18 protein-coding genes and 1 tRNA gene are annotated in these 19,562 nt (G+C 35.3%); 10 read left to right on the top strand and 9 right to left on the bottom strand.

The features are described from left to right. Positions 1-794 precede the first annotated feature (794 nt). The 3 genes from Q0X52_RS03925 to Q0X52_RS03915 are packed head-to-tail and all read right to left on the bottom strand — an operon-like array spanning position 795 to position 3,676. Complete coding sequence (locus Q0X52_RS03925; RefSeq protein WP_297575141.1) at positions 795-1,439, bottom strand: S24 family peptidase; 645 nt, start codon at positions 1,437-1,439, stop codon at positions 795-797. A gap of 44 nt (positions 1,440-1,483) precedes the next feature. Next, positions 1,484-2,131, bottom strand: coding sequence for a phosphatase PAP2 family protein (locus Q0X52_RS03920; protein WP_297575138.1), 648 nt, complete (start codon positions 2,129-2,131; stop codon positions 1,484-1,486). 3 nt (positions 2,132-2,134) lie between these two features. Further along, complete coding sequence (locus tag Q0X52_RS03915) at positions 2,135-3,676, bottom strand: sulfatase-like hydrolase/transferase (protein ID WP_297575136.1); 1,542 nt, start codon at positions 3,674-3,676, stop codon at positions 2,135-2,137. Between the two features lie 158 nt (positions 3,677-3,834). On the opposite strand from Q0X52_RS03915, the gene Q0X52_RS03910 reads away from it, so the two are divergent. Continuing rightward, positions 3,835-5,160 carry a sugar transferase gene (locus Q0X52_RS03910; protein ID WP_297575133.1) on the top strand — a complete coding sequence of 442 codons (1,326 nt, stop codon included), beginning with the start codon at positions 3,835-3,837 and terminating at the stop codon, positions 5,158-5,160. Between the two features lie 2 nt (positions 5,161-5,162). Here the strand turns inward: Q0X52_RS03910 and queC are convergent, their stop codons facing one another. From queC to Q0X52_RS03880, 6 genes are all read right to left on the bottom strand, one after another. After that, complete coding sequence (queC, locus tag Q0X52_RS03905; RefSeq protein WP_297575130.1) at positions 5,163-5,834, bottom strand: 7-cyano-7-deazaguanine synthase QueC; 672 nt, start codon at positions 5,832-5,834, stop codon at positions 5,163-5,165. Between the two features lie 74 nt (positions 5,835-5,908). After that, positions 5,909-6,580, bottom strand: a complete 672-nt coding sequence (modB, locus tag Q0X52_RS03900) for a molybdate ABC transporter permease subunit (protein WP_297575127.1) — start codon at positions 6,578-6,580, stop codon at positions 5,909-5,911. Further along, on the bottom strand, positions 6,573-7,439 hold the full coding sequence (locus tag Q0X52_RS03895; protein ID WP_297575124.1) for a sulfate/molybdate ABC transporter ATP-binding protein: 867 nt from the start codon (positions 7,437-7,439) through the stop codon (positions 6,573-6,575). Before Q0X52_RS03895 ends, modB begins: the two co-directional genes overlap by 8 nt. Further along, on the bottom strand, positions 7,433-7,828 hold the full coding sequence (locus Q0X52_RS03890) for a TOBE domain-containing protein (protein ID WP_297575121.1): 396 nt from the start codon (positions 7,826-7,828) through the stop codon (positions 7,433-7,435). The genes Q0X52_RS03895 and Q0X52_RS03890 overlap by 7 nt, the downstream gene beginning before the upstream one ends. Then, complete coding sequence (gene modA / locus Q0X52_RS03885; protein ID WP_297575119.1) at positions 7,828-8,568, bottom strand: molybdate ABC transporter substrate-binding protein; 741 nt, start codon at positions 8,566-8,568, stop codon at positions 7,828-7,830. Before modA ends, Q0X52_RS03890 begins: the two co-directional genes overlap by 1 nt. 20 nt (positions 8,569-8,588) lie before the next feature. Beyond that, entirely contained in the window at positions 8,589-9,371 is a 783-nt protein-coding gene (locus Q0X52_RS03880) for a TOBE domain-containing protein (protein ID WP_297575115.1), read from the bottom strand. A gap of 179 nt (positions 9,372-9,550) precedes the next feature. Here Q0X52_RS03880 and Q0X52_RS03875 point away from each other — a divergent pair, with 179 nt between their 5' ends. From Q0X52_RS03875 to Q0X52_RS03835, 9 genes are all read left to right on the top strand, one after another. Next, positions 9,551-10,258, top strand: coding sequence for a VacJ family lipoprotein (locus Q0X52_RS03875; RefSeq protein WP_297575112.1), 708 nt, complete (start codon positions 9,551-9,553; stop codon positions 10,256-10,258). Positions 10,259-10,260: 2 nt separating this feature from the next. Continuing rightward, positions 10,261-10,839, top strand: a complete 579-nt coding sequence (locus Q0X52_RS03870) for an ABC transporter substrate-binding protein (RefSeq protein ID WP_297575109.1) — start codon at positions 10,261-10,263, stop codon at positions 10,837-10,839. Then, positions 10,836-13,283 (top strand): MMPL family transporter, encoded by a 2,448-nt coding sequence (locus Q0X52_RS03865; protein ID WP_297575107.1) that lies wholly within the window; start codon positions 10,836-10,838, stop codon positions 13,281-13,283. The genes Q0X52_RS03870 and Q0X52_RS03865 overlap by 4 nt, the downstream gene beginning before the upstream one ends. Positions 13,284-13,310: 27 nt before the next feature. Beyond that, positions 13,311-13,408 (top strand) — tRNA-Sec (locus Q0X52_RS03860). 18 nt (positions 13,409-13,426) lie between these two features. Further along, positions 13,427-16,366, top strand: coding sequence for a bifunctional diguanylate cyclase/phosphodiesterase (locus Q0X52_RS03855; RefSeq protein ID WP_297575104.1), 2,940 nt, complete (start codon positions 13,427-13,429; stop codon positions 16,364-16,366). Between the two features lie 79 nt (positions 16,367-16,445). Next, positions 16,446-17,315, top strand: a complete 870-nt coding sequence (locus tag Q0X52_RS03850) for an ATP phosphoribosyltransferase regulatory subunit (RefSeq protein WP_297575101.1) — start codon at positions 16,446-16,448, stop codon at positions 17,313-17,315. After that, on the top strand, positions 17,312-18,565 hold the full coding sequence (locus Q0X52_RS03845; RefSeq protein WP_297575098.1) for an adenylosuccinate synthase: 1,254 nt from the start codon (positions 17,312-17,314) through the stop codon (positions 18,563-18,565). Before Q0X52_RS03850 ends, Q0X52_RS03845 begins: the two co-directional genes overlap by 4 nt. Positions 18,566-18,576: 11 nt before the next feature. Further along, positions 18,577-19,128 carry a DUF507 family protein gene (locus tag Q0X52_RS03840; RefSeq protein WP_297575095.1) on the top strand — a complete coding sequence of 184 codons (552 nt, stop codon included), beginning with the start codon at positions 18,577-18,579 and terminating at the stop codon, positions 19,126-19,128. After that, complete coding sequence (locus Q0X52_RS03835) at positions 19,128-19,562, top strand: carbamoyl-phosphate synthase domain-containing protein (protein ID WP_297575092.1); 435 nt, start codon at positions 19,128-19,130, stop codon at positions 19,560-19,562. The genes Q0X52_RS03840 and Q0X52_RS03835 overlap by 1 nt, the downstream gene beginning before the upstream one ends.

The raw sequence follows: 19,562 nt of genomic DNA, 5'->3' as shown, positions 1-19,562 counted from the left end.
AGGTGCTAAGAAGTTTGAAGCTATAAAAGATGATATAAAGGTAGAGGGGAAGTAATAGTAGCAACTAAGTTTAATTACTATCTATAAAATAACAGAGCTTAAATTTATCACTCTTTGTGATGAAATTTAAGCTTAATCCAACACTTTAGTTCTTATTGGCTGTATTGAATTAGTTTAGCTTACAGCTTTATCCTCAAGCAAAATCTATTTTAAATTTCAATAAGACTTAGAGTTTGTTATTGAGCTAATAAAAAAGTTAAATTTCAATAAGATAAGAGTTGAAATTTAATTTGCGCTACTTTTAACCTTAGTACCATAAAACCTACTTATTAGTTTAAATTTCAAAGTAGAGGTTGTTATTGTAAAACTATGAGCGGTGATGAGTTTGAGAATTTAAGAGCCAAATGCAGTTATTGTACAGATTAATATTATAGATAAAACTTATAAAAACGATGACTTGCATAATTTTTGGGATTTAACAGATAAAATTTGGCAAGAATACTCAAAAGAAAAACCTATGATGAATGTGAAAAAATTCTAGCAGATGAGAGAGATAGGATTATAAAAAAATATAAATTGAGATAGAGAGCAATTTATAAATTTTAGTGAAAGCGATGCAAATAAAGCAATGGGATGATATGACTAAATTCTCTCATCACCAAAATAAAACTCCAAAACTCTGTTTAATTGGCGGATAGATAGCATTTGCAAAGTCTAATAAGATAGGGCTTTGGCAAGATGATAATCCTACTAGCCCTTATCTGTATAGAAAATCTAAGAGAAAAAAATAGCTTTTACTCCTTACCTACAGCCCTTAACCTTGCTTTTCTGTTATTAGTTTCTACTTTGATAATCTGTATAACCTTGGCATAGGTTAAATTAGATAAAAGCTCTGTATTGTCTGGCATTATCGTTGTAGTAAAGAAACAACCCTCTTGGTTGATAGGAATTAATTGCAATATATCGTTTTTATCTCTGTAGAATATTTTTATAGCACTTTCATCGTGAAGTATGTAATGAACTAAATCTCCGTTTAACACTTGAGCTTTTGGATTGCAAATGACTATATCTCCGCTGGTTATCTCTGGGCTCATACTATCGCCTGTTGCAACTACTGCGTAATAGTCTTTACTGTAGTCAATGGCATTTACATAGGCAACATCAACTCCTTGATAACTATTGGTTATTGGAAGCCCACAACTTGCCTCACCTGTGATTGGGATTGGCTTAACATCGCCTCTATAATTTGTAAGTGGCAAAAGAGCTGGCAAGGGGATTTGTAGGATATTAGACAATAAAGAGGCTTTCTCTAGGTCTGGCATAGCTCTGGTATTGTCATTAGTCCTAAACCACGACTTAATACTCTCTGGAGACATTATTACTCCGTGCTCTTTAAAGTATTTTGATAAGTCTTGATAGGTCAAATTTCTATCGTCCATTAGCTCTCTAGCTAATTTATAATCAAAAACTAGTTTTTTTGTAATTACTCCTTTTGGTTATTTTCTCTTTTAAATTTCAATGCAGATGTAAAAACAAGCGCATTAATTCCGCCCGTTATAAATCCTGCAATAGTCGCAGAAATAGTATGTGCGTCCAACATCACCCGGCCATACATTGTAGCAAAACAAAGAAGTAGCAAAATGATAGCAAAAGCAAATCCGCTCCGTTTTTTAAACAACCTATAGCGAATTATAAGAAAAAAAGCAGCACATGAGACCATTGAAGAGTGACCAGATGGCATATTGTATCTACTAGTTTGAGAACTTGGGCGCTCGCCTAAACGTCTGCCGTTGATAGTTGTGGCTCTGTTTAGGACTCTTTTTAGGGTTTGAGTTGTGATAGTTGTGCCAAGACTAACATTTATCATCTGCATAAAACCTACGATGTCCTTTTTGTATATTGGTATGGCAACCGCTGCAATGGTAGTTGTAAATCTCAAATAGTGCTCTGTAAAATAGACAAAATCCCCACTTTGGGCTCGTCTTTTGTCTTGATAAAATGAAGAGTCGGTTGGATAAAAACAAGAAAGAAAAAATAGCAGAGTTAAAATAAATGATAATTTTAAAAATCTAATCTCATATAAACTTTGTTTATATGCTACCTTTAACTTATCAATGCGAGAGAAATTCATCTTTTACTCAAATAGGTCAAATTTAGAGTTATACTCTTTTGATGTTGCTCCAAAAGCACCTAGTACCGTATGAAAGACAAAATCTTGGCTATAAGAGTCAATTGTTGGCTTAAATTTACGCTCACTACTAGTCCATATGATAAATGGTATATTTCTTTGCTCTTTTGGTGCGATGGCATTTGGTGCACCATGCAAAAAGAAGTTATTCTCGCCCAAACTCTCGCCATGATCTGAGAGATATATCATCACAGAAGGGGTGTTTATGGACTTTAAGATGGCAATAAGCTCGCCAAGAAAGTGATCTGTCCAAATGATTGTGTTGTCATAGGCGTTGTTTAGCTCATCTTTTGTGCAGTTTTTAAGCTCCACACTATCGCAAACTGGCCCAAATTTCTCAACTCTTTTAGGATATTTTTTGCTATAAGCTGGACCATGGCTTCCTGTTTGATGTAGGACAATAAACTTTTTAGGCGATTTCAAAGAGGCTATCTCATCTTTTAGTTTGTATAAAAGAGCCATATCAAACTCCCAACCATCAGGATTTGCAATCTCTTTTCTGATATCATTGGCTTTTTGGTATTTGCTTATCTTAAGTGGCATCTCGCCCCAATTGTTTGATCGCCACAATGTATTGACACCAAAGCGTTCAAGATAGCTAGGAAGTGGCTCGTCATTAGAAAAAATACTACTTTTAGAGCCCTCATACCTTAACATACAAGAAATTCCAGCAGTAGTGTAGGTCTGACAAGAGATGGTGTTTTTGAATAGATAAAGTTTTTCTTTGGCAAGGCGTGGAGTTGTATCTCTTTGATAGCCCAAAACTCCAAAGCGATCAGCCCTTGCAGACTCGCCAATCACCAAAACTACAATTTCTGGCGCATTTGGATCTTTGAAGCTAAGTGGCGAGAGCGACTTTACATCTTTGTTTGGAAGTGCCTCTATGCCGTATCTTATGGAGTTTCCGATGTATGACCAAGGAAGTATCAATCCACCGATGTTTTTGGCATTTTTGTCTATCCAGGCCCAAGAAAATGATGTTGCAAAGCCATAAATTAGGATGCTAGCTATTGTTAGAAAAAGAGCCAATAGTTTTTTTATAAATTTGCTCTTTTTTATCTCTATTTTGGCTATGAAAAAAGAGGGTAAAATACCCAAAAAGAGAAGATAAAAGATGATTTTTAGTGATAGAAGTTCGCCACTTTCTGCGGTGTTTGTGTTAAAGACATTGCCCATCATCGCCTTTGTAAGTATCACTTCATAATTTAACATAAAATAAAGCACTACAGAGTTTATAAGCAAAATGGCTATGGCAAAAACTTTTAAAAAGCAATTTCCAAAAAAGCCCAAAATCAACAAAATAAGTGCTGTAACAAAGATAGAGGCTACTATAGTTGTGACAAAAAGGAAAAAGCCGCTTAAATTTAGCTTTTCAATGTGCAAAATGGCATATTTCATCAACGGATAGTTAAATAAAAGCAAGTTTATTATGGCAAAAAGATAGATAAATTTCACATAAGAGAGTTCAAATTTCTTAGACAATAGCAACAATCAGCCTTTAGAAAAAAATTAGCGGTTAGTCTAGCAAAAATTTTCTTAATCTTTATTAAATGGCTATAATTAAGCTTTTATAACTATAGATAATTTTAAGTATCAATATAGCATAATAGCAAAGTCTAGATGAGAGCTTTGAAAAAGGATGTTAGGTGAAAAATATTATCTGCGTTGTGATATTTGTCTTGGTTGATATAGTAGCTATCGCCCTCTCGCTTGTAGTGGCATTTTTCTTAAAAAATTTGCTTAATGCCTTGTTTGGTATCGCCGCTACTCATGAGCTTTTGCCCTATCTCTCTTACTTAAATTTATACATTGTGACTATCTTTGTCTTTGCGTATATTGGAATTTATACAAAAAGATATGATTTTTGGCATGAGAGCTTGCTCATATTTAAGGGGCTTTTATTCTCTATGGTGCTACTTTTTTTTCTTATGGTTGTTGGCAAAGAGAGCACCTATTCGCGTGTGATAATTATCTTTGCCTTTATGATAGCTGCAATTATTATCCCACCTCTTAAGCTAATTCTTAAAAGGGCGCTTTTTAGCTTTGGGCTTTGGGCTAGGAGAGCAAAGATTATTAGCAAAGATAAGAAATTTAAAAAAGAGATTTTTAAAAACATCTATCTTGGTTATGTTCCAACTAGAAAAGATGACTATGAGACACTTTTTATAGATAGCCAAGGTCTTATGGCAGATGAGTTAAGCACTCTTATACAAAATAACCTATTTCATCAAAAGGAGATTGTCTTTACGCCTTTGCTAAAAGACTACGACTTTAGTAGAGCAAAAATTTACAATCTTTTCAACACAAGAACCAATCTTTTCTTGATACAAAACTCACTTCAAAGTCCGCTAAATAGAGCTTTGAAAACAACACTTGACTATACTATTACGCTACTTATATTGCCTATTTTTGTTGTGATTTTTGTAGTTGTTGTGATAGCTATAAAGCTAGAAGAACCGCGTGGTAGCATACTTTTTACACAAAGAAGAGTTGGGCAAAATGGTAAAGAGTTTGGCTGCTATAAATTTAGAACTATGAGAGAAGATGGCGATATAGTGTTGCGCCAATATCTTCAAGCCAATCCTTGGGAGGTTGAGTTTTATAACAAATTTAAAAAATATAAAAACGACCCTAGGATAACAAAAATCGGCAAAATCCTAAGAGCCACATCGCTAGATGAGCTGCCACAACTCATCAACATCTTAAAGCTAGAGATGAGCGTAGTTGGACCACGTCCCGTGCCAAAGGGGGATTATGAGGGATCAAACATAACAAAAGAAGATCTTAGTATATTGCTTTTGGCAAAACCAGGCATAACAGGACTTGCGCAGATAAGCGGTAGAGGGGATTTGGACTTTGAGAGTAGAGTTGCTATGAATGTTTGGTATGCAAAAAACTGGAATGTCTATAATGATGTTGTAATTATTTTAAAGACAATCATACCAGTTCTTACAAAAAGGGGCGCTAGTTAAATTTAAAGATACGCTATCTTGTCTTTAGCGCCAGCTTCTCTAAAGCCTCTAAGTCTAAGCAGACAACTATCACAATGCCCACAAGCTCTCTCTTCTTGCTCGTAGCAGCTCCAAGTGTATTCTAGCGGAACTCCCAGCTCTAGCGATTTTGCAACTATCTTTGCCTTGTTGAAATTTAAAAGAGGAGCCATTATACGAAGCGGAGGACAGGCTCTTCCTATGTTTATCGCCTCTTGCATTTTTTGAACAAATTTATCTGTGCAGTCAGGATAGCCACTTCCATCAACTTCAATAAGTCCAATAAAAATAGCCTCACACTCTTTTGTCTCAGCCACAGCAGCGGCGATTGAGAGAAATATGCCATTTCTAAAGGGAACATAGCTTATAGGGACTTTTTTGGCTTTGTTTGAGCTTATGTTGTCTTTTGGAACGGGGATTGTAGTGTCGGTAAGTGCGTTAAAACCGATAGCCTTGATAAAACTTGCATCTAAAATGATTTTTTCTTTTACATTGAGTTTTTCGCATATTTTTAAAAAGCACTCTCTCTCTTTTTTCATAGTCCTTTGACCATAATCAAAATGAAGTCCAACTATCTCATAGCCCATCTCTTTTGCCATATATGCGCAAAGCGTGCTATCCATTCCACCACTTATAATACAAAGTGCTTTTTTCATCTTATTAACTCCTTGAAATTTAGCTCCAAAAGAGCAAATAGTAGCATAAATTTAGTCAAAATCAAAAGTTAAATTTATCTAAGTTCTTTTTTGTTGCCAAAAAGATAGACCAAAAAGAGAACAAGAAAGCTCATAGCAAGCATAATTGCTGAGTAGATATGTGCCATCTTAAAGTCTAGTAGCTCAACAGCTTCATAAATGGCAATACTTGCGACTTTTGTCTCACTACTTACACTTCCACCAATCATAAGCACGACGCCAAACTCGCCCATAGTATGAGCAAAACTTATGATAATGGCATTTATCATTGATGGCTTTATAGCAGGCAGCGCCACAAACAAAAGCGTTTTAAAGGCACCTTTTCCAAGTGAGTGGCTAGCCTCTATAAGGCTCTTTGGCATGGAACGAAAGCCAGAGATAAGAGGATTGAACATAAATGGAAGTGAGTAAATGCAGCTTGCAATGACAAGTCCAGTGAAGTTAAAGACAACTCTTATGCCGAATGTATTTTCTAAAAAACTTCCCAAAAAAGAGTAGGGCGAGAGAAAAATAAGCAGATAAAAGCCCATGACTGATGGCGGCAACACCAGCGGAAGAGAGCAGATCGCCTCTATAAAAGAGCGTCCCTTAAACTCTTTTGTAGCAACTATATAGCTAAGTGGCAAAAGTACCACAAAGAGTATGATAGTTGTTATAAAAGAGAGTTTCAAAGAGATGATAAATGGACTAAAGTCAATGTTACTCATCTTTTCCTCCGCTTATTTTGTTGATTTTAAGACCAAAGGCTTTGGCGGTTATTTTTATATTTTCGCCAACTATAAGCTCTTTTGCCTCCTCTTTGGTAAGGGCTACTTGACTTAACTGAGAGCCCACTAATATGGTTGCTATGACAATGCTATCTTGCTTTTTTAGCTCTAGGAGTTTTGCTAAAAATGAAAACTTTTGAGAGCCGCTAGTTTTTAGAAAGAGCTCTTTGGCGCTACCAATATTGATAATTTTGCCATTTTCTATCTCATATACGATAGAGGCAAGTTTGTAAATTTCAGAGATATCGTGACTTACAAGTATGATGGTTGTTTGAAATTCATTTTGAATTTTGATGAGATAGTCTTGAAGTTTTGTCCTCATATTTGTATCAAGTGCAGAGAGCGGCTCATCAAGAAGCAGTATATTTGGCTCTCTCATAAGCGCCCTTGCCAAAGCTACTCTTTGTTTTTCACCGCCACTTAGCTTGGTTGGAGTAGCGTTTTTTAGCTCTTCTAGTCCCATAAGATGAAGAAGCCGCATAGCTAAATCATGGTCTTTTTTGGCAAAGAGTAAATTTTTAATGACACTCATATTTGGAAAGAGAGCATAGTCTTGAAACAAAAACCCAACCTCTCTTTTTTGTGGCAAAAGGAAGGTGTTGTTGTCAAAAAAGAGCTTATCGCCGTTTTTGATGTAGCCGCTATCTGCCTTTTCAAAACCGGCAATAAGCCTAAGAAGTGTGCTTTTTCCGCTGCCGCTTTTGCCATATAGGCTCACAAATTTATTGCTAGGAATTTGAAGCTTGATATCAAGGTTAAATTTGGCTCCAAAGCTTTTTTGACAATCTATCTCTAGCATAGCCTCTCTTTAATATAAATTTGAGTTGCTTTTATATAGGCATATACTCTCTCTTCTAGTTTCAAATTTAGCCTTCTGGCTGAGTTTGAGGTGATGATACTATTTAGAGTAAAGTCTTTTGCACTAAGTACTAAGCTTGTAAGAATCTTGCCCACTTCCATCTCCTTTATAACGCACTCTATCTCATTGCTTAAAGAGCACTCTTTTAGCTTTGTTTTAGAGACTATGACATCGCTACTTTTTACCTCACAATCCACCCACTCTCCAAGCTCTAGTTTAGAAGCTATGCCAATTGCTACCATAAAAAGCTCCTGTTTGCTGGCTGTGCAAAACTTCAAAGCCGCTATCTCATCATTTTGTTTTTTGGATATGAGTTTGGCTTTTATCATTAAAACTCATAACCAAATTTTTTAAAGATTGCTTTTGCATCATCGCTTAAAATAAAGTCATAAAACGCCTTTGCATCGGCGCTATCTTTTGCCTTTTTTAGGATAACTATACCTTGTTCTATCGGACTATATAAAGAGCTATCTACAAATGCATAGTTTTGTCCCTCTTTGTATTTGCTCATCTTAGGTGAATACATTGCACTAGCCGCAACAAAGCCAACATCGCTTGCACTCATTGCTTGACTTAAGGCCTCGCCTATACTTTTGGCTTGAACTATTTTGCCCTCTATCTCATCATAAATTTCAGCGTTCTTAAAGGCTTGGACAGTTGCAGCGCCATATGGAGCAACATTTGGATTGGCGATAGAGATGGTCTTTATATTGCTATCTTTTAAAAGTTCTAGCCCTTTGCTAAGGTCAAAATTTCTTATTGTAAAGATTGCAAGTTTTCCTTTGGCATAGATTACAGCTGGCAAAACAGCATTACCATCTTCATAAAGTCCTTGCGCAAAAGCCATATCGGCTGCCATAAAGATATCAAATGGCGCACCATTTCTAATCTGAGTTGCAAAAGCCCCGCTAGCTCCAAGGCTAACATCTACCTTTATATCAGGTCTTAGCTCTTTAAATTTGGCAAGTAGCTCATCAAAGGCATAAGTTGTGTTGGCTGCTGCAGCAACTTTTATCTCACCTGCTATACTAAATGCCGCAATAAGCATTAGTAAAACTATCTTTTTCATTTTTTCTCCTTTTTATTGGTTTAAAAACCTATAATTATCTCATTTGATGGAATGATTGCAAAAATTTTCTCGCCAACACCAACTCTTTCGTGCATTACCCACTCTTTTGTAACAGAGGCGGCAATTTTTTGATGACCTTTGGTTTGAACTATAACTTCGGCATTGACAGCTCCTATTTTTATCGCTTCAACGACACCTTCTAAAATGTTGTTACTACTGATGTTTAGCTCCTGTTTTCTACTCAATATCACACTTGGCGCTTTAAAGATAAAAAGAACTTCATCGCCAACTTTTAAGTCAAGGTTTTTGCAAGATTCTAAAGTGATAGTTGAGATAAGCTCTTCGCCGCTACTTAACTTGCCAACAACTCTACTCATAACTGCGCCATTATCAATGGTATCAATAGTTGTTAGAAGCTTGTTTCTAGCACTTAGCCTAACGCCTATATGCTGTAAGCTCTTTAGATTTTCTAAATTTATCTTTGCATCTTTTAGTAGCTCTTTTAGAAAGTTTTGTTGCACAGCTGAGATGATCTCATACTCATCTACTAGTTTTTTCCCAAATTCGCTAAGTTTGCTGCCGCTATTTTTGGTGTTACCAAGTGGTCTGATGATGAGAGGTTGTTTTGAGGCATTATTTATCTCATTTAGACTATCCCACGCATTTTTGTATGAAATTCCAACATATTTAGCCGCTTTTGTGATACTACCTGTCTTTTCGATCGCTTTTAGAAGCTCTATATGTTTTTCTAAAACAGAGGTTGTGCCATCCAAAAAAAGTTCTAATTTTACATCCGCTTTCATTTTTGACCCCTTTTTTAAAAACTAATTTTACAAAATATAAACTTATATATCTATTAATAGCACATATATAGCTTTGTTTGAGAGCTATATTTTAAATATATATTTACAAATTGAATATTAACAGAAATTTGCATATAATCTAAACTTTTAATATCTAAATTTAGGAAGCGGAGCAGTTTTTGAGAAATTTAAAGGCTATTTTGGCACTGGCTCTTTTTTTTACCTTTGCTTTTGGTGAGAGCTTTGATGAGTTTGATTTTGAAGAGGAGTTTGCTAAAAAAGAGGTTTATGATCCATTTATCACATATAACAGGGCAATGACTAGCATAAATGACACTATCTATACCTATGCGCTACTTCCCGTTGCAAGGGGCTATGACGCTGTTTTGCCAGATCCAATTCAAGGTGCTTTTTCTAACTTTTTTCACAATTTACTCTATCCTGTAAGAGTTGTAAATAGCCTATTGCAGGGTAAATTTGAAGAGTCTTGGAGAATTACTAAGAGATTTTTTATAAATACAACTATAGGATTTGCTGGTTTTAGCGACGCTGCTGCTATGCACTTTGATCTTAAAAGAGGCAATGAGGACTTTGGGCAGACTTTGGGCGCTTGGGGCATTAAAAGCGGTCCTTATATCGTCCTTCCTCTCCTTGGTCCGTCAAATTTAAGAGATAGTTTTGGGTTGGTTGGGGATTGGTTTTTAAATCCAGTTGGATATGTAGTTGATGATGGATATCAAAGCCTTGGCGTTGCTAGTTTTAACTATCTAAACGAAGCCTCTTTAAATACAGAACTCTATCCAAATCTTAAAAAAGAGGCTGTTGATTTATATCTATTTTTGCGCGATGGATATGAACAAAGAAGAGAGTATATGATAAAGGAGTGATGATGAAAAGAGTTTTTTTAATGCTAACTTTGGCGGTTGCGCTTTGTTTTGGGCTGTCAAAAGATGAGATAAAAACTACTATGCAACAAAAAATAGCTGTTGGCATGGAGATTATGCAAGAAAAGAGTAGCAACGAGGCAAAGGCTACTAAGATTTTTGTTTTGTTTGATGAGTATTTTGATTATGGACTTATGACAAGAATCTCTTTGTCAAATCACTACAAAAACCTAACAAAGTCGCAGATAAAGCAGTTTGAAGAGGCTTTTGAAAATAGACTAAGAGAGTCTTTTATAAAACAACTCTCACTTTATAATGGTCAAACTATGAAGATAGTTGATGAGATTTTTCCAAATGAGAAGCGAGTTGTGCTAAAAAGTGAGTTGGTTGGCGAAGATAAAAACTACAATATTGACTTTAAGTTCTATCCAAAAGGCAAAGATAATTGGCTCATCTATGATGTTGATATCTTGGGCGTTAGCATAGTTGCAACATATCGCTCTCAATTTGCAGATCTTGCTAACAATGTCTCATTTGAGGAGATGTTAAACAAGCTAAAAGCAACTGATGTAGAGATTAAATGAAGAACTTTTTTAAATTTATCATCGCCTTTCCAAAGAGTATAATCTTTAGTTTTGCCATTTTGCTACTTATTTTTGGCTATTTTGCGACAAAATTAGAGATTGACGCCTCTAGCCAAACACTACTTTTGCAAAATAACAAAAATTATGAAATTTGGCGAGAGGTTGATAAGAGATATCAAACACCAAATTTTTTAGTCCTTGCATACACCCCAAAAGATGAGCTTTTGTCAAAAAGTAGCTTAGAGACTATTGCCGCTTTGAAAAAAGAGATAGAGAGTTTGGATTTTGTAGATAATACTCTTTCTATCCTAAATGTGCCACTTTTTCTAAACAAAAAATTTAAGCTTGATGAGCTTTTAAGAGAAATTCCAACTTTGCAAGATGGCAATGCAGACTTAAAAAAAGCAAAAGAGGAGTTTTTAACAAACCCTTTTTATGCCTCAAATTTGGTTAGTAAAGATTTTAAAACTACTGCAATTGTGATAAATTTAAAGCCAAATTTAAAATATGAAAGTTTTTTAGATAGGCAGCAGGCTCTTCATAAAAAAATTGCTGACGATACCATAAATAGCGATGAAAAAAGAGAGCTAAAAGAACTTGAAAAAGAGTTTAAGATTTACCGAGATGAAAACCGCGAGATAGAAAAAAACAACATAGAGGAGTTAAGAAAAGTCGTTGCTATGCACAAAGGAAGTGGAGAGCTTTTTTTGGGCGGCGTAAATATGATAGCAAACGATATGATTTCTTTTATTAGAAATGATATTGTTTTTTATGGCTTTTTCTCATCTTTGCTTTTGATGTTTTGTCTGTGGCTCTTTTTTAGGGAGATGAGATTTGTCTTTTTGCCACTTTTTGTCTGTGTGACAAGTGCCATTTTGGCAAGCGGGCTTTTTGGACTTTTGGATATCGAAGTAACTGTTATTAGCTCAAATTTTGTCGCTCTTCAGATAGTAATTACAATGTCAATAGTAATACATTTGATAGTAGCTTATAGAGAGAGAGCCTTAAAACATCCGCTATATTCACAGTCGCAACTAATCTATCTTTCGCTAAAAGATAGACTTTTTCCCTGCTTTTTTGCAGTCTTTACCACTGTAATTGGCTTTTTTTCCTTGGTACTATCAGATATCAAGCCTATTATCATGCTTGGTGTTATGATGAGCGTTGGGATATCAATCTCTTTGATTGTTGCCTATATGCTCTTTGGCGCCTCTATGGTTTTGCTTAAAAAAAGAGCCATAAAAACTAGTTTTGAAGATAGTTTCAAATTTACCATTTGGTGCGCAAAACTAGCTATAAATAAAAGGGCGCTTATCTATAGCGTTGCAGCCAGTGTTGTTGTAGTTGGGCTTTTTGGCATATCAAAGCTAGAGGTTGAAAATAGCTTTATTGGATATTTTAAAAAAAGTACTGAAATTTACAAAGGAATGGCAAAGATTGACAAAGAGCTTGGCGGGACAGTTCCAGTTGATGTTATAGTGAAATTTAAAGATGAAAAGAGGACTAGCAGCGAGCCATTAGATGAGTTTGAATCCGAGTTTGCTTCTTTGGAACAGGGCGATGAGTATTGGTTTTCAAGCAAAAAGATAAGAGTTATAAAAGAGGTTCATAACTACCTAAGTAACAAAGATTTTGTTGGATATGTAGGTTCGTTTGAAAATGTTTTGGCTATTGGCAAGGAGATAAATGGCGGGGTGGAACTTGATGATTTTATGCTCTCTGTTTTTTATAAAGAGTTGCCAGATGAGTATAGAAAAATCGTTTTAAATCCCTATATAAACATAGCTGCAAATGAGGCGCATTTTGTAGTAAGGACAGTAGATAGCGATAAAAATTTAAAAAGAAATGAGTTTTTGAAAAGTCTCTCAAGTGAGCTAAATGAGCTTTTAAAAGATGAAGATGTAGAGGTTACGATAAGTGGCATTATGGTGCTTTACAACGATATGCTTCAAGCGCTTTTTAGTTCGCAGATAGAGACTCTTGGTTTTGTTATATTAACTATTTTTGTGCTCTTTATCTTCATCTTTAAAAGTGTTAAATTTGCATTTATTGCAATTGTTGTAAATGTCATTCCGCTTAGCTTTGTCTTTGCTGTGACGGGAATCTTTGCCATACCTTTGGATATCATGAGTATAACAATAGCCGCTATTAGCATAGGCATTGGGATTGATGACTCGATACACTATATTTATAGATATAAGATGGAGAGAAAAAGAGCCGGTGTAGAAGAGGCGGTAATGATAAGTCACGGAAGCATTGGATATGCGATGTATTATACCTCTTTTGCTATATTTTTAGGCTTTTGTGTTATGACCATAAGCAACTTTTGGCCTACTATCTATTTTGGTCTTTTGATAGATCTAGTAATGGCGCTTATGCTAATTAGCGCTCTTATTTTACTGCCTGCTCTTATCATCTCTTTTTCAAAAAAGAGGGAGAATTAAAACTATTTTTGCTATAATGGCGGTTTTGGAGAGTAAAACGATCTGGTGGCGTTTGCGGACTTCAAATCCGATAGCAGGGTGGTTGACCATCTTGCGGGGGGTTCGATTCCCTCACTCTCTCGCCACTTTATTTTGGAATAACAATGGACAAAAAGCTATACTCCAAAGAGCTTGACTCTTTAAAAAAGACCTTTATCCTAAATATATTTATCATAATTTTACTCTTTTGCTTTTATGAATTTCAAAGTTACAAAGAGCAAGAGGAGAGGCTCTATCAAGAAAATAGCACTTTGGCACTTCTTATGAAAACTCAAAAAGAGATTTTACTATCAAAGCTTACAGCAGCCAAAAATAGCCCAAATTTAGACTCATTTTACAAAGCCAATCCAGAAGTGCTAGCTTTTATAAGCAGTAAAAACAGCTTTAAAGAGCAGATAAATCCCAACAAGGAGATGACAAGTGTCGATATAGACTATGAGCTGTTGGTTAGAAATTTAGACAAAACCATACTTCTTAGTCTTGAAGAGAGCGTTAGCAAAAACTATCTCATCTTTGGCGCAAAGAAAGAAGATGGCTATTTTTTCTTTTTGTTAGATGCTAAGAGCTATTTTAAAACTCTTTTAGAGCAAAAAGAGTTTAGCCGCAACTTGTTCATTTTAAGTCCAAATGCAACTATACTTGCTAGCAAAGATGAGGCTATAAAGAGCTTTTATGAGCTATTTAGTAGGGCGGTTGATTTGGATAAGAGTGATGGCATAAGGCTAATCCAGAGCAAAAAAGGGCTTTTTTACTATATTTTTGTAAGTAGAGTTGATGGCTTTGATGGATATCTAGTAAGCCTAAAGGAGTTTAGCCTAACTTTGATAAAGCACCTTTGTGCGCTCTTTGGGCTACTTAGCTTGATGGTATTTTTGTTTTTGAAATACTACTTTACTCTAAATTTATCGCTACTTTCGCCTTTGAAAAATATACAAAATCTCTTTGGCAAAACCAACTCTTCAAATTTAAAAGATGGACTTGAGCTCATCTCATCTAACATAAGCTCTTTGATGCAAAGAAACAGGAAGTTAAACAAAACTCTTTTAAAACTAAATGATGAGTTGGAGCTTTTGCTTGAGAATAGCTCTCTTATGGTGCTTTTTGTAGATGGAACTACTGGTCAAATCATCAAAGCAAACAACAAAGCAACGGAGTTTTATGGCTATGAAACTTTGGAAAACAGGACTATTTTTGATCTTGATGATGAGGACTTTTTATCATACTCATCGCAACAACTTTCAAAAAGTTTTACTAAAAGTGACTACTATTTATCAGTTCACAAAAAGTGTTGCGGGCAAAAAGTCAAGCTAAGAGTTGCTAAAAAATATATAAAAGTAGAAAATATCTGGATTTATGCACTTCTTGATGTAAGTGATTTTTATGATTTTTTTGAAAAAACTGCCAAAAATAGGCGTAACTACGATGATGGCGCAGTTGTTGTTATGAGATATGACCTAGATAGAAATAAAATTCTCGATCTAACTAGAAATGTAAAAGAGCTTTGGGGATATGAAAAAGAGCAGCTCATTGGAAGTGATTTTTTTGAGTTAATAGAAAGAGGCGAGCAAAAAAAGGTTTTAAACGAGCTAGACAACAGCAAAAAGATCTTTTTAGACAAAGATGCAGAGCTAGTCTTTACTCAAAACTACAAAATAGCCCATGCTAACAAAATTTATCACGATTATTTGGTAGTTTGTAAGTTTTTTTGGATAGATGAGAAGAAATTTGATTTGGTTTTTTACTTTCAAGATGTTACTAAATTTGTAAGTGAGATAAATACCTTAAATTTGGAGCTAAAACGCTATCAAAATATCTTGGAGGCCTCTTCTATTGGTTCGTGGCAGTGGGATGTAAGACAAAAGTCAATAAAACTTAGTGGCTCTTTTTCTAGGATTAGAGGCTATAAAGAGGGCTATATCGAAGACAATATTGCAGTTGAACGCTTTTTTAGCCTTATACATAGAGATGATTTGGTGAAATTTAAAGATGAGTTGCAGCTCTACATCGATGGCAAAATCCAAAAAATGGCGGTGGAGTTTAGAGTTGTTAGAAGCGATGGAAGTTATTGTTGGGTCAGTTTTAGAAGCGATACCTTTAAAAAAGATCTCTTCCAAAGGATTGTTCTGTTTTTTGGCACAATTGAAGATGTTGATGAGTTAAAGCAGAGCGAGTTAAGGCTTAGAGCCATTGCAAGTGTCTTTGAAAACTCTCATGAGGGCATTGCCATAGTTGATGAAAATGGAGCTATCACAAGTATCAACTCATCTTTTGAAAAGATTACAGGATATAGCAAAGATGAGCTTATCGGACAGAGCTCTTATCACTTTGTCTTTGATGATAATGAAAATATAATAGAGTTTTTTAAAAGATCAATAGCAAAAAATGGCTTTTGGCAGGGGGAGATTTGGGCAAGAAGAAAAGATGAGTCAATTTATCCTATTATGATTACGGTAAGTGCGGTAAAAGAGGAGCAAAAGCTACTTCACTATGTGATGATGTTTTTGGAGATTACCACCTTTAAGGAAAAGGAGAGCTATCTTGAGCAAATTGCCCATTATGACCTACTCACAAGGCTTCCAAATAGACTTTATTTTGAAAAAATTGCCGAAGATGCTATCAAAAAAACAAAGCGACTAAAGGTTAGTTTTGTTCTGCTCTTTATTGACTTTGATGGATTTAAACAGATAAATGACAACTTTGGACATAAGGCGGGGGACTATTTTTTAACTCAAATTTCAAAGCGACTCAGCAAGCTTTTTCTAAATGATGATGTTATAGCAAGGATTGGCGGAGATGAGTTTGGTGCCATAATTTTTGGAGATAGTGGCAAAATAAAGGAGATGTTGGAGCAAATTTTAAAAACTGCCGCTAGCAAAGTTGAGTTTAAAAATGAGATTTTAAGTGCAACTGCAAGTATAGGAGTGACACTTTATCCGCAAAAAGGAGAGGTTGATTTTGAGACTCTTTTAAAGCAGGCAGATGATGCAATGTATCTTGCAAAAAGTAACGGCAAAAATAAATTTTGTATCTATAATCTCACTTAAGCTCTAATAACAGAATTGCATAAGCAAAAATGTGCTATCCTTATCGCTGAAAAAGTGACAAAATTATAAAGGTTATAAAATGGATATTTACCATGCAGATCATGAGATACCAAAAGGCTCTAAACTCTACTTTGGCAAAAGTGCCGATATAAAGAGAGAGTTTGAGTATTATGCTGCAAAAATTCTTAAAACTTATGACTACAAAGAGATTGTGACACCCTACTTTTCTTATCATCAGGATTTAGTAGTTAGCTTTAAGGAGAGAGTAAATTTAACCGATTCTTATAACCAAATTTTAAGTCTAAGAGCCGATAGCACAGTTGATGTTGTAAGGATTGTTAGACAAAGATTTAAGGATAAACAGACCAAGCGACTTTTTTATATACAGCCAGTTTTTAAGTATCCAAACAAAGAGATTTATCAAATAGGCGCTGAAAGTATCGGCAAAAGAGAGTCAAATTTAGCACTTGAAATTGTAAGTAAAATCTTTGATAAATTTAAGATAGAGCTAAATTTACAGATAAGCCATATAAAAATACCGCAAATTCTTTGCTCGATTTTGGGTCTTGATATGGAGATTTTTAAAGATGGTTCGTGGGTTAGAGTTTTAAGGGACAAAAAGATAGGGTGGGTTGATGCGCTTATTAGGCTTAGCAAAAAAGAGGATCTTGCTAAAACTATAGAGCTGGTTCCGCAAGAGCTTAAAGAGAGTTTAGTTGAGATGAAAGAGCTTATAGAGCCATTAAATAGCAACAATCTTTATCTTATGCCGCTTTATTACTCAAAGATGAACTATTATGATAGGTTGTTTTTTAGATTTTTTGATAAAAATGAAATTTATTGTAGTGGTGGAGGATATGAGATAGAGGGGATGGAATCTAGCGGTTTTGGCATAATGGTCGATAGTGTAGTTGAAAAAATCTTAGAAAATAAAGGAAATAGACAATGAGCAAGGCAGACTTAATAGTTGGAGTTCAATGGGGAGATGAGGGCAAAGGAAAGATAGTTGATATGCTCTCAGAAAAATATGATGTAGTTTGCAGAAGTGCAGGCGGTCACAATGCAGGTCATACTATCTGTGTTGATGGTAAAAGATATGCCCTACATCTTATACCAAGCGGAATTTTACACAACAATATCAAAAACATCATAGGCAACGGCGTTGTTGTCAATCCAAAGGTCCTAATAGAGGAGATGAAGCAGTTTAAAAATCTTGATGGAAGATTTTTTATAAGCAAAAGAGCACATCTAAATTTGGAGCATAACGCCATTATCGATAGAGCCAAAGAGGCACTTAAAGGAGATGGCGCGATAGGAACTACTGGCAAAGGCATTGGTCCTACATATGCCGATAAGGCAAACAGAGTAGGCCATAGAGTTTGTGAGTTGCTAGATCCTGTAAAGTTGTGCGATGATTTGATGAGCGATTTTGAGTCACAAAGATATCTATTTGACGCTTTAAAGATAGAGTTTCCTAAAAAAGAGTCGCTTTTAAAAGAGCTTAAGGATTATAGCAAAGCGCTAAAGCCTTACATAGTAGATACTACTGAGCTTCTTTGGAGCTATATTGATAGCGATAAAAAGATACTACTTGAAGGGGCACAAGGAACACTTTTGGATATAGATCATGGAACCTATCCATTTGTAACAAGCTCTAATACAGTTGCCTCTGGTGCATGCAGTGGGCTTGGACTTTCACCAAAAGAGATTGGCGAGGTTGTAGGAGTTATCAAAGCCTACACAACAAGAGTTGGACACGGTCCTTTTCCTACAGAAGAGCTTGGAGAGATTGGCGAGAAACTCACTACTATAGGCAAAGAGTTTGGCACAACAACAGGCAGAAAGAGAAGATGTGGTTGGTTTGACGCAGTTGGAGTAAGATATGCAGCAAGACTAAATGGCATAGATACATTTGCACTTACAAAGATAGATGTGTTAGATACTTTTGATGAGATAAAAATTTGTACAGCTTATGAGATAGATGGCAAAAAAACAACTCACTTTCCTGTAGATTTAGAGAGAGCAAAGCCAATTTATGAGGTGATGAAAGGTTGGAATGAGAGCATAGCGGGTATTAATAAGTTTGATAAACTTCCTTTGAATGCAAAAAAATATATAAAAAAGATTGAAGAATTGACAGGTATAAAGGTTGGGATTGTCTCTACAGGTCCTGATAGAGAGGCAACAATTATTAGATAGGGGGAAAATGTATGAAATTAAGAGCTGAACATGTTCCATATGTGGCAAGAAAAATCTCACTTGATCTTTTTAACTCCGGAGTTGTTACATTTAATGGTGGCATAGAGGGAGTTGCTGATGTGGCAAATGAGATCTTAAAGGCCAATATCTTAGCAGAAAGGGCTATTGATGAAGAGGCGAACAAGCTTCTTGATGCAAATGAGACCGATGTCAATGTGATGAGCATTGACAAAAGAGAGATGTTTTGGCTAATCAAACGAAAGCTTTGTGCAAATAAGGATTTTACCCTCTCATATGAAGATCGTTACAATGCGCTCTCACATGAGATTTTAGCAGCTATTTGGAAAAGAGATCTCATAGACTATAGTGTCTCTGAAAATAGAGTAAAAAATATCATCTACCAATCAATAGAAAACTACCTAAAAACTTATGAAAAAGTTGAAGAGGTTGTTATAGAGAAGATGTCAAATTTGGAGAAAAAACTTTTGGTTGGTAGCCAAGAGTATGAGTTAGTTTTTGAAAAACTATATAAAGATGAGCTTAAAAAAAGAGGAATGTTTTAATGAAAAAAGGCTATCTATACTTAGAAAATGGAGCTAAATTTATTGGCGACATAGAGACAAAAATGCAAAAAGCCGCCCTTAAGATTAAAGTTATAACTGATTTTTGTGGCTATGAAGAGCAAATTCAAGATGAGAAAAACAAAGACGCTATGTTGCTTTTTGTCTCGCCTACTATCGGTGCTGTTGGCATTGCCAATCCAGATATCAAGCCAAAAGCAAAGGCAATTATAGTAAGAGAGCTTTGTCATTTTCCATCAAACTATACATCAAAGCTCTCTTTGCTTGAGTATTTAGACAAAAATGGCGTTACTATGATAAGTGACATCGATACAAAAGCAGTTTATGACTCTTTAGTAGATGGAAAGCTAAAGGCTTTGATTACAACTAAAGAGTTAGATGAAAAAGAGTTAAGCGAGATTTTAGCCGCTGTTTAA

The organism is uncultured Campylobacter sp. (genome assembly GCF_947255105.1).
In the GTDB taxonomy this organism is placed as follows: Bacteria; Campylobacterota; Campylobacteria; order Campylobacterales; family Campylobacteraceae; genus Campylobacter_B.
This window is presented reverse-complemented; position numbering and strand designations above follow the sequence as displayed.